General features: G+C 58.8%; 8 protein-coding genes. 3 read left to right on the top strand and 5 right to left on the bottom strand.

Annotated features, from left to right (window positions below):
- Window positions 1–67 precede the first annotated feature (67 nt).
- From DRW39_RS01980 to DRW39_RS01990, 3 genes are all read right to left on the bottom strand, one after another.
- Window positions 68–1,084, bottom strand: coding sequence for a GntR family transcriptional regulator (locus DRW39_RS01980; RefSeq protein WP_116105303.1), 1,017 nt, complete (start codon window positions 1,082–1,084; stop codon window positions 68–70).
- A gap of 146 nt (window positions 1,085–1,230) precedes the next feature.
- Window positions 1,231–5,337 carry an ATP-binding protein gene (locus tag DRW39_RS01985; protein WP_116105304.1) on the bottom strand — a complete coding sequence of 1,369 codons (4,107 nt, stop codon included), beginning with the start codon at window positions 5,335–5,337 and terminating at the stop codon, window positions 1,231–1,233.
- A 70-nt stretch (window positions 5,338–5,407) separates the two neighbouring features.
- The gene (locus tag DRW39_RS01990) at window positions 5,408–8,209 is read right to left on the bottom strand and encodes an alpha-L-rhamnosidase C-terminal domain-containing protein (RefSeq protein ID WP_116105305.1); all 2,802 of its coding nucleotides are present in this window, start codon (window positions 8,207–8,209) and stop codon (window positions 5,408–5,410) included.
- A gap of 137 nt (window positions 8,210–8,346) precedes the next feature.
- Here DRW39_RS01990 and DRW39_RS01995 point away from each other — a divergent pair, with 137 nt between their 5' ends.
- Together DRW39_RS01995 and DRW39_RS02000 are read left to right on the top strand one after the other, a co-directional pair.
- On the top strand, window positions 8,347–11,709 hold the full coding sequence (locus DRW39_RS01995) for a VCBS repeat-containing protein (protein WP_116105306.1): 3,363 nt from the start codon (window positions 8,347–8,349) through the stop codon (window positions 11,707–11,709).
- A gap of 161 nt (window positions 11,710–11,870) precedes the next feature.
- The gene (locus DRW39_RS02000) at window positions 11,871–13,955 is read left to right on the top strand and encodes a beta-galactosidase (RefSeq protein WP_198664754.1); all 2,085 of its coding nucleotides are present in this window, start codon (window positions 11,871–11,873) and stop codon (window positions 13,953–13,955) included.
- Here DRW39_RS02000 and DRW39_RS02005 read toward each other — a convergent pair.
- Both DRW39_RS02005 and DRW39_RS02010 read right to left on the bottom strand, forming a co-directional pair.
- The gene (locus tag DRW39_RS02005; protein ID WP_232830039.1) at window positions 13,930–15,075 is read right to left on the bottom strand and encodes an NAD(P)/FAD-dependent oxidoreductase; all 1,146 of its coding nucleotides are present in this window, start codon (window positions 15,073–15,075) and stop codon (window positions 13,930–13,932) included. The two genes, DRW39_RS02000 and DRW39_RS02005, sit on opposite strands and share 26 nt — an antisense overlap.
- Before the next feature lie 73 nt (window positions 15,076–15,148).
- A complete protein-coding gene (locus DRW39_RS02010) occupies window positions 15,149–16,102 on the bottom strand; it encodes a DUF4382 domain-containing protein (protein WP_157975864.1) in 954 nt (317 codons plus the stop codon).
- A gap of 185 nt (window positions 16,103–16,287) precedes the next feature.
- Here DRW39_RS02010 and DRW39_RS02015 point away from each other — a divergent pair, with 185 nt between their 5' ends.
- The gene (locus tag DRW39_RS02015; protein ID WP_116105309.1) at window positions 16,288–17,478 is read left to right on the top strand and encodes a class I SAM-dependent rRNA methyltransferase; all 1,191 of its coding nucleotides are present in this window, start codon (window positions 16,288–16,290) and stop codon (window positions 17,476–17,478) included.
- The last annotated feature ends 120 nt before the right edge of the window (window positions 17,479–17,598 follow it).

A 17,598-nucleotide genomic window follows, 5' to 3' on the forward strand; every position in this document is an offset into this window, starting at 1 on the left:
TAATGTCCGGCGGGGTGGGGCGCTAGCTGTTACGTACTATGCTGTCCCCCCGGTAGGAAAAGATGAATTAGAGAGATTTTCTACGGTAAAGGTTCCCTGAGCTGACCACACTACGGGAGGTGGAGACATCATCCCCTTTAAGGTAGCGGGCAATGACCGCGGCACGATCAATGGTCAAACTGCTTATACCCCCACCAACCGTTTCCAGCGCCGGATCGTCACCTATATAGAGCACCGCGACGTCCTGGCCGCACACCAATCCGTTTCGCCCGAGACCGTCCAGCAACTGCGCCAGTTGCCACGCACCGGTGAGGATGTACGCGCGGCCTTTTTCGGGGGCAAGCTGTCCTGCCGGGGGGATGATCTTCCCCCGTTTTCCGTTTTCAATACAGAAGCGCTGAAATCCGGGCAGTAGCCATTTAGGCAGTTCGTCGGACTTGGAGAAGCACAGTTCCAGATGGCTATAGTCGCGAAGGGCAGGCATACACTCCATTAATGCATTGTAGAGCATGCCCTCCCATACCAGATTACATCCCCGTTGCTGAAGAACGACCTTCGGGTGACCATCCAGGAAGACGAACGTTCGGCCGACCTGACAGATAGATAGTGCTTGCTCCGGGTTACCGGTAAAACTACCGCAGATGATTACCCGCTCGTAGTACCTGGCGTGTCGTTCCACTAAACGTTGTAGCGAATCGCAACATCCCTGATGGTAGCGGTAATCCATTGCCGACGTAGCTGAGTGCACCGAAATGATTGCCTCCTGCCAGGTCAGGCTTTCCCGGCCGGGTCGTTGGAGCAAGGCCAGGGTTCCGGTCCTCGTCTCAGCTTTGCTTAGCGGGCTGACAAAATAACCCTTCCCGCGAACGCCATGGACCAGGTTGTTTCGCTTCAGCTCCAGGTATGCTTTCCTGACCGTATCGCGGGACAGGTCGTAGCGGGCACTTAGCCGATTGATTGAAGGTAGGTGGGCGTGTCCGGTAAGTTGATGGTTGGTGATTTGCTTTTTAAAGTATTCCGCTAACTGGATGTATTTCGGTTGCGGAGAATGCTCGAGAATACGTAATTGTAAGGCTTGTTGCATGATCGAAAAACTGGTGTTCCCCAAACATACATGGGCCTTTTTCGCGGAGTGTACCCTATTGTTCCTATTGTGTGCACATATGTTGCTGTACGGCCAATTATTTGTTAATCAGCTATTTATAAAGGATGGCAAGGCAAGTGAAGACCTTATGGTGCCTCACTCTTTTCCACCTGATCACTATCCTTCACCTCCGTAGGGCGGCAACCGAATTTGGTCTTGAACGACCGGTAGAAATAGGACCGACTATTGAAGCCGGTCATTTGGATAACTTCTCCGATTCGGTAGTCGCGGGATTGAAGCAATTCGAAAGCCCGGCGAAGACGGTAGTCCCGTATGTATTCCGTGACCGACATGCCCAATAGGGCTTTCATCTTTCGGAATAGCTGAGTCCGACTTACACCGAGGGATCGCCCCAGCTCGCTCAGATCGATGTCGGCCTCCAAGTGATCGGAGACGAAGTCCGTCAGTTGGCGGAGAAAGTCCTCATCCGATTGATTGAGCCCTTCGGGCAGGTGATCCGATGAAAAATTCTGGAGGAAGCGCTTTTTCATCCGGTCCCGCCGTTCAAACTGCTTGCCCACCAGCAAGGCAAACTCCTTGCGGTCAAAGGGCTTATGCAGGTATAGATCGGCGCCGCTGGTCAGTCCCTCGATTTTCTGCTCCCGGGTCGTCATCGCGGTCAGCATGATGATGGGGATGTGGCTGGTGCGGGCGTCAGCGCGAATATCCCGGCACAGCTCAATGCCATCCTTGGTCGGCATCAGGCGATCGGTAATGATCAGGTCGGGCACGATTTTTAGGGCTTCGGACAGCCCCTCGTCGCCGTTTCCAGCTTCGAACACGGTGTAATCCGCACGCAACTGCCGGCAGAGGAGAGCCCGTGCCTGGGCGTTGTCTTCCACAACCAGAATTTGTAGGTCGGAGGCGGGTGGTGCCGCGCTGCCGGACATATCCCGCGAGGGGCTGTCTTCCAACACCGTATTCGCCCCGGCACGCTGGGGCAGGTAGTACGCAGCCTCGCGCGGCGGCTGTATGTCTTCGGAACTATAGACGCTGGGGTTAAGCGGAAAGTCGACCGTAAAGACCGTTCCATCGCCCGGCTCGGAGGTGACGCGGATCCGGCCCTGATGTCGTTTCACCAGTTTCTTTACCAGGGCAAGGCCGATGCCCGTACCGTTGAATTGGCCGTTCGCTTGCTTCACCTGGTGAAAGCGGTCGAAGATCCGGGGAATCTCCGCTTCGGGTATACCCAGACCGGTGTCGCTGACGGCCAGCTGCATATGGTCGTCCAGCACAATTATGCGGACCGTCACGACGCCGCCGGCCGGGGTAAATTTCAACGCGTTTGATAACAGATTGGAGAGAACCTTGTAAACGACATCCCGATCGTACCAGACGGATTCGGGAAGGTCATCCGCGTAATTCATTTCGAGCTTAACCCGGGATTTTTCGGCCAGGATATGGAAGGAATGAACGATGTTCTTTGCCTCTTCCCGAAGGTTGCCCGGGGTGATGTACAGCGGATACTGTCCGCTTTCCAGCCGGGCGGTGTCCATCAATTGATCCACCAAACGCAGCATCTCGGCGGAATTCAAGCGCATATGGTCCAGCACGGTCGGTAGAACCGTCGCCGGGTCATCGGCCGAGACCAACTCTTCCAGGTAGCCGACCAGAAGCGTGAGGAGGGTCCGGAACTCGTGGCTGAGGTTAGTGAACAGGCTTGACTGGGCGATATTCAATTGCGTGAGCTGTCTGGCTTTGCTCTGAATTACCGAAGCCTGGTGGCGTAAGTCAGCATTCGCGGTCGAAAGGCGCTCGGCTTGTTTGGCCACCTGCTGCGTCTTTCTCGCTACCTCCGCTTCCAGGAATCGATTGTGCCGCCGAATCTGCCGCACCCGAAACCGGTAACCCGCTATGAGCGCGAGAATCCCCAGGGCAAGTAGCGCCAGCCGGAAGTAGATCGTTTCCCAGAATGGTGGGACGATGTAAAGGTGATAGGCCACCGGCTCACTCCAAACCCCGTCGTGACTGGCCACTTTGATCCGAAAGGCGAGGTCCTCTCCGCGCGGAAGGCTACTGTAAATGGTGCTTCGATTGCTTCCTACGTAGTTCCAGTTGTCATCCGCTCCTTCGAGGATGAAGGCATAGCGATTCTCCGTCGGTTGGGTATACCCCAGGGCTAGCAGGTCGAACTGTAGGGGTAAGGATTTATAGGATAGGCGAATAGGCTCGGAAGCATCAGGATCCGGCCACAGAATTTTATTGGGATAGCCCAACATCGGTGAGTGGGGAGTGATTCGTTCCAGTACGGGGATCGGTGGGAAGGGGTCGGTCTTCGCTACGGAATCCGGGTGGAAATAATCTATTCCGTTGATCCCGCCGAAATAGAGGAAGCCGTCCGGAGAACGATAGGCGGCTTCCGGGAGATGGATCGTGTTGATCAGCCCGTCATTGGTGTCGAAGTTCTGAAACGATTCCGTCGCATAGTCGAAGTAACTGATTCCCTCGTTTGTGCCCAGCCAGATTCCGTCAACGGTTTCTATAATCGACGAAACTTTGGCATTGGCAATGCCGGAACGCTCGGTGTATTCGATGAAGGTATCCGTAGCGAACGAATACCGATAGAGTGCTTCGACGGACCCAATCCATACGTTCCCACGGCGGTCGATGGTAAAGTGACGGTGTTGCTCGTCCCTTCGGATTTCAGGTGTCACCCGGGCTACGCGCTCAAAGCGGTCCACTGCTTCCTCGTAGCGGTAAAGATATTCACTGGCGAGTACCCAAAGCTTGCCGTCCCTTTCAGTGATGTCGATTGGCGTGTCGGAGCCGAAGTTGTTATAGGGCGGCTCGAGTGGGAATGTGCCGGTCCAACGCCCAATTCCGCTGACCTTATCGACGTACCACTCCCTGCCGCGGCTGTCCCGGAAGATCGTTTTGATGTCTTTCCCCGCCGCATACCGCCTTGCCCTATGCGTGCGCAGATCGTACCGGTACAATTCATCGATACCGTTGATCCAGGCTACCTCATCCTCGAGGTACGGGAACCGCGAGAATACGGTGTGGTTAAATGCATCCGCGGGGCTCTGTTTGCCCTGCCAGCTACCCGGAGGGCCGGATAGTTCAAGGATACCGGTGTACTGCGTGGCGATAGCCAGGTTTCCAAGGCTATCCCCCTTTATTCCCACCACTTCCGGACTGGGCAACAGGTCGTTATCGTCCTTCCCCTGGGGCGAGATCCGGTGAAAACGTTGCTCGTACGGATCCTGCTTGACCAGACCCTGACGCGCTCCCCAGACCGTACCTTTTTTGTCCTCCAGGTAGATATGAATGTCACCGCTTATTCGCTCTCCCCGGTAATAGACCGGTACTTTCCGCAGGCTACTATCGGCAGCTACCCACTCATGTACGCCGCCGAAGAATGAGCGTACCACTAGTTTATCTCCTATTTTACTGATCCCCGCAAATTGTCCGTCCCGTAACTTCCGAATCGTCCCCAGGCGGGTATCGGCCAGGTAGGCCCCTTTCCTGGCTGCGACGAGCAGCATGCCCGGGCCCACCTCCGTCAGGCCCTTTACTTCGCTGAGGTCGTTCTTAGTGAAGTAGTGTTTCCACTTTCCGTGGCGGTAGTGGCTGATCCCCTGCTCGCCGTATCCGATCCAGATGCCCCCGCCGGTCGCGGGTTGCAGTGCCGTAACGGATGATTCTCGTAAGCCGCGTGCATTGACGAGCAATGGAATAAACGTATTGCTTCCCGGGCGGCGGTAGCTCAACCCGTTGTACGCGGCTACCCAAAAGTTTCCATCCGCGTCTTCCGTCATATCGGTTACCAGGGTGCCGGGTGCACCATTCCGTTCGTATCCCTCCAGGTAATTCTCAAAACAATCGCATGACGGCAGGTACCGATTCAGTCCGTGGTAGGTCCCGACCCAGAGTGTGCCCGCTGCGTCTTCGTAAAGGGTGCTGACGTAATTGTCCGATATGCCGGTGCTGTCGTCGGCGCGGTAGCGGTAAGCCTGGAAGCGGTAGCCATCATAGCGATTCAGCCCGTCGATGGTGGCGATCCATAACAGCCCCCGCTTGTCCTGGATAAGATCGCGGGTGGCATTCTCCGATAGTCGATTTTCCGAATGGGCGGGGTGCAGATGAAAAGTTAATTGCGCGGGGATCTCTCCGGTCCATAGGATAACGACGGCCAGCACGGCGACGGCCGGGCCGAAAATGCGCTTCAATAGTTCAATGGGCAATGCCGACATGATCGATAAAAATGCGATCGGTATTCAACCGAGCGTGGTAAAATAAGGATTGTACGGCATCCTGCCCCCATCACCCCCGCTGCCCGTTCACCCACAGCGTAGCCTCCCCCAGCCGGCCGCGGGGCCGTACGCTAATGGGAACACCCTCCGGACCATCTACCTCCACCCAGAGCAGATCTCCGCGTAGTTCCCAGCGGACGTGGACGAGCCCCGCCGGATGGGGAACCGTGCCCTCCGCCCAGTCCAGCGTTTCCGCCTGTGGTTCGATCAGGATGCTATCCATCGGGACCGGGTTCGGCCAACCTAGCTTAACGCCGAGGGTGTAGGCGGATAATAGGTAGGTCGGGCTACCACTCCAGGCGTGGCTGAGGGTTCCGAGCGCGACATCGTCAAAGTTTTCCCAGGCCGTATCGTTACGTTTATAGACCATCGGCGACCACTGTTCGCGGATGAAGTTTTCCACGGCACCGGTATGTCCGCCCTCCAGCAGCGCGGAGAGTACGTAGAAACTCCCGTACGGAGTAACCAGCTTTTTCCGGGGCTCGCTTCCGATGTCTTGCAGTTGGGCGGACACGTGATTCAAAATTTCTTCGGATTGCGAGGGGGTAGTTAAGCCGGCTAAATACGGCCAGACGGAACTGATCGGGTAGGAGTTTTCGATCCGTAGCCCGTCCTTGATTCCGTCGGTGTATATACCGCGACTGGGAAACCGCAGATGACGGTGAATCGCGCCGGCCAGTGCTTCCGCTTCCCGCGCGAAGTAGGTGATATCCGTATCCCTGCCCAAAAGGGCTGCGAAGTACTGAATGTGTTTCAGGCTACGATACAGAATTGCTTGGTAGGCCGTATTGGTCACCTCGCGTTTCTCCAGACCGGTCCACTCGATGAACACCCGGTCGTTGGGTACCAGCCCGGTCGTGTCCCGCCTGTTTAGACAAGCTCGTAGCAGGTGGTCGTAAGCCGGGTACAGGTCGCTTACGAAGGCCGTGTCTGCCGTGCGGCCGAAGTACCAGTGCAGGGCATCCAGGGTTAGGAGCGGGTAGTCTTCCAGTAGCGCTATTTCGTCGGGATGTTTGGCCGTTTGCTCCCGGAATAGGTCCTTGTACATATCCTGGAACAGATCGAGGGATCGACGGACAAGCCGTAAATCCGTGTCGTTGGTGAGCGTGATGGCCATTTGGGGCAGCATATCACCCGCGTACAATCCTCTTTCCCGGAAAGGGGTATCGGTATAACTATCCTCGGCACATACGCGCAGGGACCGCCATCCCAGTGCCCAGATATCGTTGAGCAGGGGATCGGAGGAACGGAACGACCCGAGTTCCTCGAAGGGATACACCTGATTAATAACCGCAACTTCGTTCAGCCGGACCGCGTCGTGGTGCCCGTGGATGTGGATCTGGACCTGTCGCAATCCGTAAGGGCGCAGCGTTTCGAATCGTCCCTTACCGCCGGCCGCGACGTGGCGGACGGCCATATACAAACCCTGACGCTTCATCAAATACGGCCAGCCGTCGGAGAGGGTATCTTCCGTTACCGAGATGTCGAATACCGTACCGGCCGGTGCCTCGTATTCCAGGACGATTCGCGCCAGGCGTTTGTGCCGAAAATCGAAGGCGAGGGCGGTTCCCACACTCCCCGGTATGGAGATGGGGCCGGCATATTCTGCTGTCGCATCCCTTTCCTGGTGCGTGGGTTGCCAGGCCATTACAAGCGCCGGATTGGCGGCCGGTCCGTCCTTGGTCATGCAGATCACCGAGTCGACCGGTGGATCGGTCTCCGGTGGGCGAACCGCGAAGAAGGCATCGTCCCCCAGCTTCTTGTCCGGGCTTAGCTGAATGCCCAGGCTGTCTGCAATCAAAAACTGGATCGGTACGGTTCCGAAAGCATGGCCCAGATCGGCTTCCAGCCTGTTCCAACCCTTTGCCAGGCGTAGGCTAAGCGTGCGTTGCTGCTCCTGAATGCCGGCCGGTGGGTACGTAACGGCCGCTTCCTCCCCGTTTATCCGGTAAGTACCCGGAGATGCCAGCAAGGTAGCCGTCCGTTGAGCCGGGCTGTATACGTAGGTGAATCCGGAAACATTAGCCGAAGTGCGGTACCCGTCCCAGCTCTGGTCCGGCGCAACTACCTGTCCGGCGTAGAGCGTCCGCGAAGTGTCGAAGGTGGCCCGGCCCAAGATCTTCCATGGCCGGAAGTACTCCTGGGTAAGTGGGGGTATGGGTCTGGCGGTCAGCGCGCCCCAGTCTTCGGAGGGAATGGGTACCGGATGCTCCCATCCGTCTGGCGTGGTTGACGTGGTTGCCCAGTCCCCGTAGGCCATTTCCTTACGCGCATCGTGTATCTCGACCGGACCCAATGCAAAGGTCGCTTTAGGTGTCTCCGGTAAGTAGCCCTCCGCCCGGTGGGCATACCAGTTTTCTCCGGTGGTGGTTAGGTCGGTTTTCTTTCCGGAATCCCCGACGATCTCGCCCCAGACAATGAAGCCCGGACGGTGACGTCGCAGTTGAAAGGTGGCCGCCCCGTTGCTTAGGACCTTCACCCCAATGACGTTGTTTCCTCGCCTGAGATACGGCCGCAGATCGTAACTGTCGAAGGACGGATGTTCGGGGTAGAAACGTGCCGGCCCGAAATTGATCGGATTTCCGTTTACCATGAGTACGTACCGACTATCCGCAAACAAGTGCAGGTCGGCGCTGCGCGGGTCCTCTTCGACGGTGACGCTTAAGCGGAAATATGCGACCTGAAATATTTCCGAGGTATCCGTGTCCGTCCAAACGTATCGCGCCCCGTAAGTTCCGCTGTTTCCTTCCTGAGCCGATAACACACCGATCGTCATGGAGCAGATGAGTAGGGCGACCAGCAGGCTTTTCATGCTTAGGGATTTTGGCTAAAGGCAACAAGATATACGGGGGGCTTTGGCCAACTGTGTCGGACTGTGTGACGCCTGCGCGGACAAAGCCCAGCCTAGCCCGGCATAGTGGGGCTGCGGGGGAATAGTAATTTGGAGGTATGCTATACCGGAAGATGACGTGCCAGCCGTCCCGAATAACCGGCCTACCCCTGCTGGTGTGGGGGATCTGTTTGGCGGCTGTTTCCTGTACGGACCAACCGGCGATGACGTTCCGTTCCCTACCATCGGCAGCTACCGGCATTGAATTCGTGAACCGGATCGAAGCAAACGACACCTTCAACGCGCTCACGTACGAATACATTTACAACGGCGCGGGCGTCGGTATTGCTGACTTAAACGGTGATGGATCGCCGGACATATATTTTGCTGGTAACCAAGTTAGTAGCAGGCTGTATCTCAATAAGGGGTCACTCGCTTTCGAGGACGTCACCCAGGCCAGTGGAACGGAAACCACACGTTGGTGTACCGGGGTCTCGATCGCGGACGTCAACGGAGACGGACGGAATGATATTCACGTATCCGTAGCGGGCTTTGGGATACCTCCGACGGAACGGGCGAATTTGCTTTTCCTCAATCAGGGGAACGATCCCAACGGAATTCCCCGCTTCGTTGAGTCGGCACATGCGGCCGGCCTTGCGGACACCGCCTATACCTCGCAGACCGCCTTTCTGGATTACGACCTCGACGGCGATCTAGATGCCTACGTGCTGAATAATGCCCTGGAAGCATACAACCGCAATCGACTACGACCGATCCGGACGGACGGAGGGGCACCTTCCGCCGACCGGCTGTACCGCAACGGAGGGGATGGGACCTTTACGGACGTCAGTCAGCTTGCCGGCCTCGGAGCGGAAGGCTACGGGCTGGGGGTTACCGTTTCCGATCTGAACGGGGATGGCTGGCCGGACCTGTACGTGGCCAACGACTTTCTGTCCAATGACCTGGTCTGGGTGAATAATCAAGATGGAACGTTCACCGACCGAAGCCAGGAATACTTCCGGCATACCAGCCACAATGGAATGGGCGTCGACGTGGCCGATCTAAACAACGACGGGCTGCCCGACGTGCTCGAACTGGACATGTTACCCGCGGACAACTACCGCCGCAAGATGATGACCCCCTACGTCAATCGGGACCGCTTTACCCTGAAGGCGGACTTCGGTTACCAGGATCAGTACATGCGCAATACCCTACAGCTGAACAGGGGCAAGCGGGCGGACGGCCACCCGCGGTTCACGGACATCGGCCCACTCGCCGGCGTCAACGCAACGGACTGGAGCTGGGCCGTGCTGCTGGCGGACTACGATCTCGACGGGCAAAAGGACATCTACGTTACCAATGGCTACCGGAAGGACGTCACCAACCTGGACTTTATCAGCTATGGCCCCTACAATGCCATTTTCGGGGACGCCCGGCAAAAGGAGCTGCGGTCGATGAAGCAACTCGCGTCCATCGAAGAGGTGCCCCTGCCGAATTACTTTTTCCGTGGCGAGGGCGATCACCGTTATCTCGATGTAAGCGAGGAGTGGCAGCAAGCCGTCCCGACCTACTCGACCGGAGCGGCTTACGGCGATTTTGACCTCGATGGGGATATCGATCTGGTAGTCAGTAATATAGATGAGCCGGTCACCATTTTAGAAAATCGGGTAGCCAATGGCCCGTCACGGCACTATCTAAGCGTGAACTTAGCGGGACGCCCGCATGCCGTCCACCCTTTTCATAGCAAAGTGTATGTGTACGCCGGAGGTAAAATGCAGGTGCAGGAACTGTTCCCGGTCCGGGGGTATCTGTCATCCGTCGAGCCCCGGCTATTCTTTGGCCTGGGAAAAGAGGCCAGTATAGACAGCGTGGTAACGGTCTGGAACGACGGACACCGCCAGCGTCTCAGCAACATCGCAGCCGACACTGTCCTGACGATAACGTACGATAGAAAGACGCCACCTGCTTTTGCCAAACCGGCACCGTCCTTCCCGGAATTGGCGGGCATCGCTCCGGTAACCAACATCTCCTTTAGGCACGAGGCGGTAAACTTTGACGAGTTCCGAAACACCTTTACGTTGCCCCACGGCTTCGGCCAGCAGGGCCCCACGCTAGCCTCCGGAGATCTGGACCTGGACGGGTTGGACGATGTCGTTGTGGGGGGCGGGCCCGGTCAGGGACTGAGCTGGTTACGATGCCGGGGGGAGGGCGGCTACCAAGCTTTGCGGATCGATTCGACGGAAGGGCTCGTAGCCGACCTAGCCCTGTTCGATGCCGACAATGACGGCGACAAGGATATTTACGTCGTTTTGGGGGGGACGCATCTCGTCGACGGTGCCCCCGGTTACCGGGATCGTCTTTACCGCAATGAAGGAAATGGGCGGTTTAGGCTACGGACAGGCGCCGTTCCCGAACTTGCCTACAGTGGAAGCTGCGTGCGACCGGCAGATTTTGATGGCGATGGGGACATCGACCTATTTGTAGGTAACCGGACTATACCGGGTAATTATCCTGATGCCCCGCCGAGCGTGCTGTTACGCAATGACAATGGGGTGTTTTCGATACTGGAGTCGGCGGAGTTGGGGATGGTTCACGATGCGCGATGGGTACGGGAGCCGGGGGAGAATAAACCGGTTTTGGTGGTAGCCGCGGAATGGGAAGCTATTCGTCAGCTCAGGTGGAGTGATAGCCGGTGGCGAGTCGAACCGCTAAATTTGGTCAACGGTGGGGGGCATTCCATTCCGCCCCCAACCGGCTGGTGGTTTCACCTGAACGCCGCGGACGTGGACGGCGACGGGGACACGGACCTGATTGCCGGAAACCTGGGACACAACAGCTTCCTACGGGCTTCCGCGGAACAACCCGTCACGCTCTTTGCAAAAGATTTCGACGGAAACGGGGCCGTCGATCCACTGCTTTTTCACTTTGCGGGAGATGAGCTCGTGCCTCTGCACGAGCGCGATTTGCTGCTGCGCCAGATCCCTTCCATGAAACGCCGGTTTCCGGATTACCATACCTACGCCAATGCCACGCTGTCCGAAGTGCTGACCGAATCCGACCGGGAGGGAAGCAGGCAGCTGGAAGTGACGGATTTCACCTCTTACTACCTGGAGAACACCGGGCAGGGCCGGTATCGCCCGCACCCGCTACCGACGGTCGCCCAGTTTGGGCCCCTGCGTCATTCCCTACTGGCTGACTTTACGGGTGACGGACAAGCGGATCTAGTGGTAACGGGGAATTTGCACCAAACCGAGACCACCCAGCTTGGCAAGTACGACGGTGATTACGGAACCCTGCTTACCCGCGATCCCGCCGGTAAATGGGTTTCGGCGGACCACCACATTGCGCGACCTCACTTGCCCGGGCAGGTGAGCGCGCTAGTGACGACAAACACCGATAAGGGCCGCTATCTACTGGTGGGCACCTACGGAGATACCCTGCGTAGCCTGGCCTTGCCGGTGCACACCAATTTATCGAGGTGATGGGAAGAACGGTTGGTATGGGACGGAGGGTGTATTGGCTGGTTTTCGTTTTGGGAATAGCACCTTACCTGCGCTCCGCCGCCCAAATAAGCCCGGACCGGCCAACGGCCGATTGGTTCCAACTACGGGTGGAAAGAAGCCGTGCCGGAACGGCGGTCGATATGCGACACTGGTTGGATGCACCCGCCGGGAAGCACGGCTTTCTGACCGCGGAGGGAAAAGATTATGTCTTCGAGGACGGAACGCCGGTTAAATTCTGGGGGGTAAATGTGGCTAACCACCGCGTCTTCCCGGAGCCGGAGGAAGCCGCGGAATGGGTCGAAAGCCTGAGCCGCTACGGCATCAATGCCGTACGCTTCCACAAATTCACCTGGGAGGCAACGGACGGCGAACGTTCCACGGAACTGACGTCCGATCACTGGCGGCGGCTCGATGGATTTTCAAATCAACTACGTACGGCCGGCATCTACTACGGGTGGTCGCACATCTACGGGCACCCCGTAGCTGCCGCCGATAGCGCGGGCATGGTCGCCTACCAGGAAGTGCGGGACCTGAACTACCCGTGGGCGCACCTGAACGGATCCACCTCCGGCCTGGTCAACTTCGCCGAGGACCTGCAGGTCCTCAACATTGCCCTGACGGTAAACATGCTCGAGCACCGGAATCCCGTGACGGGGCTACGCTACGCCGACGATCCCGCCCTGGCTTTCGTGGAATTGCAGAACGAAGATGATATTTTCTGGAGTGCCATCCTGCGGGCGCTGGAGCAGGCTCCCAGCTACCGGAAGCTGCTGTGCGCGAAATTCAGCGATTGGTTGCGGGAGAAGTACGGCTCGGCCGACGCACTGGAAGCAGCGTGGGGCGGGCAGGGGATCGCGGATGGCAATAGCCTGGAGTCAAACACGATATTTCCTAATCCTGACCACGGTTGGTTTTCCGGGCATTACCGCCGGGCCACGGCGGAAGGAAGGCCCGTGCCGCCGCACGTCAGCGACCGGGCCCGCTTCCTCTTCGAGGAGCAATTGGCGTACTACCGGCGAGCGGTGGCGGCCATTCGAAAGACCGGCTACCTGGGGGTGATCATCGGAAGCTGCTGGCAGGCGGGCTCGGGAATCACCCACTACTATAATCTGTACGCCGACTACGATACGGGGCCCATCGACCGCCACAACTACTGGGGGGCAGGTGGCGGACACCGCCTGCACGCGGGGGAGTTCGATAACCGGTCGATGCTCGCCGAACCGGGCTCGGGACTACTGAGTACGGGGCTGCAACAGGTGGCCGATCGTCCCTTCCAGTTTTCGGAGTGGATGGCGCTGATCCCTAACGAGTGGACCGCCGAAGCCGCCCCGCTCATCGCGGCCTACGGAATGGGGCTGCAGGGGTGGGACGCCTCCTTCGCCTTTGCGATGGATTTTCCCCGGTTAACGGAAGGCGTGGATGCCCGCGGCGGGATCTACAACGTCTCGGGGCCTACCCACCTGCCGCTGTATCCGGCGCTCGTGGCCATGATTCACCGGGGCGATGTGACCGAGGCGGAGGTAGTGTCCCGCCGAACCATAAGTTTGCAAGCGCTGGACGAGGGTGTACTGCCCTTCCGGGAAACCGTCGTACAGGACTACGACCGAAAATCGATCTCCGGACTCGTGGATCCTTCCGCCCTGCTGGAGGGTAGGGTAGTGGTCAGTTTTGCCGATAGCACCGGCGTCTACGGGGAGCGGCGATTCGATCGGTCCGCGGACACGATCCGATCGAGGACCGGGCAACTCACCTGGAGGCGAAGCCCCGGGGATGGCGGATCCGTGACCATCAATACTTCCGGTACCCAGGGGGTCGTAGGATGCTACCCCGCGGAGGAAATTACGTTGGACGACGTGACTTTAAGGACGGATAATCCATTCTCCGTAGTGCTGGTCACCAGTCTGGATTCCGTGAGGGGAATCCGCACGGCTAAGCGAAGTCTGGTCACGACCATCGCCCGGGCCCGCAATAGGGGCATGACGTACCGGCAGGATTCATCGATACTGACGAACACCGGAAGTCCTCCCGCGCTGCTCGAGCCGGTAGTCGTACGCCTGAAGCTGTGGCGGCGGGGCGCTACCGTCCACGTCCTACACCAGGACGGCCGCCGGACGGGAACCACGATACCCGAGATCGATGGTGCATTCTTGCTGGACGGCCGGCGGCACCGGACCTTTTACTACGAGATCGTTTACGGCTCTACTTCCGATCCGGAAAGCGACTGAGCTTTACCTCCCCGGGAATATTGTCGTTACCGGCCAGCCAGGCTTCCAGCCACCGGCTCACCAAGGGGGCTAATGAAGCCCCTTTGGTTCCCAAGCCGTTGAAGATCCAAAGTCCATCCTGCCGGGGGTGCGGACCGATGATCGGTCGGCGGTCGCGCACGGTGGGGCGAACGGCGGCGCGATGGTCCACGATTTCGTAGGGAACGGTCATCAGTTCGCGTAAACGGTCCTCCAGGTACTGGCGACTTTCCGGGCTGGGGCCCTCTTCCGCCCACTGGTTGTGGCTCGTGGCCCCCACCCAGTAGGTGCCGTCGGCCTGGGGCACGAGGAAGATGCGGTGCTTGAAAAGTCGGTCGAGGAGAGGTGCCTGGGTTTTCACGATCAGCACCTCGCCCTTGTTGCCGCCGTACGGGAGGTCGCCGAACCAGGGGTTGAAGCGCGAACGCCAGCCCTCGCAGAAGATCACCCGATCGAAACTCCGTTGTCGGCCGTTTTCGGTCCAGTTGATGCTGTCGCCCTCCGTTTCCAGGTCATCGTAATCGAAGGCGATCTCGCTGAGTCGATCCTGGCGGAGGAGCCGTTCCCGGTAGCGGGTGACCAGCGTCCGCACGTCCACCCGGGCGGAGTGCCGTACCCCGGCGTAGGCGAAGGCCGGGTCGGTGACTTCCGGGATCGCTCCCAGGGCGGGGTGGTCATCGAGGTAGTCCGCGTATCCCTCGTCGCCGGAGCGGGCCAGCCAGTCGTTCTGCTCGCCCCGGTTAAAGAGCGTCCGGACCAGCGGCAGGTCATACCAGAGTTGGACGTCCAGTTCCCGTTCCAGATCCGCGTACAGGGACCGGGCTTCGGGAAGGAGCTCGTCGATACGCCAGCTTTTCACGAAGCGGAGTCCGGTGATGGGATTAACGATTCCGGCGGCCACGCGGCTGGCCGATTGCTGGTGAGGCGCGTCAAGGTAGTGTACCGAATGCCCCGCCCGTTCGAGCCGAAATCCAATGAGGGTGCCGGCCAGTCCCTGTCCGACGATTAGGTAGTCGATGGTTTTGCCCGCAAGGTAAGCCGCCGCCCGCCGCCCGGCCAAAAATAGGGAGCCCCCACCGGTCGAAACCGGCGGGGGACTCACGCTTATTGGAAAGAAACAAGTTAGTAGGTATAAAACGTAAGACGGTGGGGCTGGCGTCCGCCCCGGTCCGTTTTTAACCGACCGGGAAGGAGAGATTGAAGTCCGCAGTGGTCGTGGACTCCGCCTTGACCTGCAACAGACCGAGGTCGAGGCCGCCCGTGGCGGTCACTTTGAACTGCGCCTCGATCTCGAGGTCACCGTCAGAATCCTGGTCTTTGTAAGACACGGCAATCAGTTCGTAAGCACCGGCCTCGAGGAAAGACAGGGTGTATTCGTTATTCGCGTTCACCTTGCTGCTCGACACGGCATTCAGGAACAGCTCGTCGTCCCGATCCGCGGAAGCTTCCGTGGAGGTATAGGTGCCTTGCTTGTAGGCATAGACTACGATTTCCCCCTCCGATTCGGAGTTGTTGGTAACGGTGCCGGTCAGCATGCCGGTACGGTCCTTTTCGACGAAACGCAGTGACTGATTCAGCCGGGTGCCCGCGGCCAGTGCATAGGGCTCGGTTTCGTCCTGGGTGCGTACGAACGCCTTCCTTAGGTCAAAGTCGATGACCGCGGTGACGGCAGCGTCAGCCGCCATGGAGAACTTGGATTCCTGGATGGTGATGACGCCATCGTTGGCTACCTGGAGGGCTTTCTTCTGGTTGTCGGGGTTGATGTAGTAGCAGCCGGGGCCGTTATTCACCGCTTTGGGATCGTCGTCGAGTACCAGCTCGATCTTATTGTAGTTCTTGGCGGCCAACTGCCCGCTGTAGAGCAGGTCGGTTTCCCCGTTGACCAGGGCGGACACTTCCACGGTACTGCGGTTGAAACCTTCGAGGGATTCGCCGTCTACTTTAATGTCGGCCACGGTTACGACGACGGCCTTTACGTAGGCATCATCGATGGGCGCATCGGTCATTTCGACCCGGAAGTCGCCCTCTCTTTCGGTGGAGGGCGTCGCGGGGTCTTCTTTACAGCTAAAGGTCAGGAGAGGAAGGGTTAGGGCGAGGGTTACCACGCCGCTCAGGTTACTGAGTCGCATAAAGTAATTTTTACAATCCGAATGCATCAGGCACCGGATGGTATATGGGTAATCTATTCGAGTTCGTCGGGTCACATATAATGACCTACGCGAATATGTACCTCATAACGGGAAGTCCGCCCGATGGAGTATGTCTTAATAGATCCCCTGGCACCGACGGACCCATCGCGCCTTACCTTGCCGCCATGACCTATCCAACCATTACGCTTAAGAAGGGACGCGAGGGAGCCCTGCAACGCTTTTCCCCCTGGCTGTTTTCCGGATCGGTAGCCCACGAGGACGAGGGCATCGAGGATGGCGACACCGTACGGGTAGTCGACTCCGCGGGTAATTCCCTGGGAGTGGGCCACTACCAGGCGGGCAGTATCCGCGTACGTATGCTGCACTTCGGTGCCGACAATGCGCCCGCCGACCTACTGGCTTCTCGGCTGGAACGCGCCCTGGAATTGCGGGCCCGGCTGGGCCTGGCGGCGGACCCCCTCACGGATGCCTATCGCCTGGTCCACGCGGCGGGCGATCAGCTTCCGGGCCTTATCGTCGATCGCTACGGGCCGGTGGCCGTCGTCCAGTGCCACAGCATCGGCATGCACCACCAGCGGCAGCTGATCGCCGATACGCTGTTGGAGCGGGTTCCGCAAATCACCGCCGTATACGACAAAAGCGCGGCCGTGCTTCCGGAGCGCTACGCCCATACGATTTCCGACGGGATGCTCGGAGGCGAAACCGTGACGGAGCTAACCGTGCGGGAAAACGGTCGCCGATTCCGCATTGACATCGCCGGAGGGCAGAAGACCGGTTTCTTCCTGGACCAGCGCGAGAACCGCTGGTTGCTCGGCGGCTACGCGCAGGATAAGGTCGTTCTCAATACCTTCTGCTACACGGGTGGCTTCTCCGTATACGCCCTTTTGGGCGGCGCGGCGCAGGTAGATAGCGTCGACCTGAGTGGGAATGCCATGGAACTCACCTCTACCAACGTCCACCTCAACGGGGATTTGGCCGACCGACACGCGGGGTATACCGCCGACGTGATGGACTGGCTAAAGGAACACGGCCGCGAGCCGAAATACGATATCGTCGTCGTGGATCCCCCCGCCTTCGCGAAAAACAAACACCGTCGCCACAAGGCCGTCCAGGCCTACAAACGCCTGAATGCACGGGCCATGCAGGCCCTCAAACCCGGCGGCCTGCTATTTACCTTCAGCTGCAGTAGGGTAGTGGACCGGCAGTTATTTTACGACACCATCGTGGCCGCCGGCCTGGAGACCGGCCGTTCCGCCCGGGTGCTGCACCGACTGGGCCAGGGGCCAGACCACCCCGTGAACCTATACCATGCGGAGGGGGAGTATCTGAAGGGATTGGTCCTGCAAGTTGACTGACCGCTTCGGGGAAATGCCCTTTACCTGCGCTCCGCCGCCAAACCTTCTCGGGCCCGGGGCTTTGGGGAGGTTGCCGGTATCGGATAGGCACTCGGGGTCAACCGGAGGCCAGTATTGGCA

Source organism: Lewinella sp. IMCC34191 (assembly GCF_003390935.1).
Taxonomy (GTDB): domain Bacteria; phylum Bacteroidota; class Bacteroidia; order Chitinophagales; family Saprospiraceae; genus Neolewinella.

Coding starts and splice junctions, on each gene's coding strand:
- DRW39_RS01995 (WP_116105306.1), top strand. CDS start 8,347: ATGCTATACCGGAAGATGACGTGCCAGCCGTCCCGAATAACCGGCCTA.
- DRW39_RS01980 (WP_116105303.1), bottom strand. CDS start 1,084: ATGCAACAAGCCTTACAATTACGTATTCTCGAGCATTCTCCGCAACCG.
- DRW39_RS01990 (WP_116105305.1), bottom strand. CDS start 8,209: ATGAAAAGCCTGCTGGTCGCCCTACTCATCTGCTCCATGACGATCGGT.
- DRW39_RS02010 (WP_157975864.1), bottom strand. CDS start 16,102: ATGCGACTCAGTAACCTGAGCGGCGTGGTAACCCTCGCCCTAACCCTT.
- DRW39_RS01985 (WP_116105304.1), bottom strand. CDS start 5,337: ATGTCGGCATTGCCCATTGAACTATTGAAGCGCATTTTCGGCCCGGCC.
- DRW39_RS02000 (WP_198664754.1), top strand. CDS start 11,871: ATGCGACACTGGTTGGATGCACCCGCCGGGAAGCACGGCTTTCTGACC.
- DRW39_RS02015 (WP_116105309.1), top strand. CDS start 16,288: ATGACCTATCCAACCATTACGCTTAAGAAGGGACGCGAGGGAGCCCTG.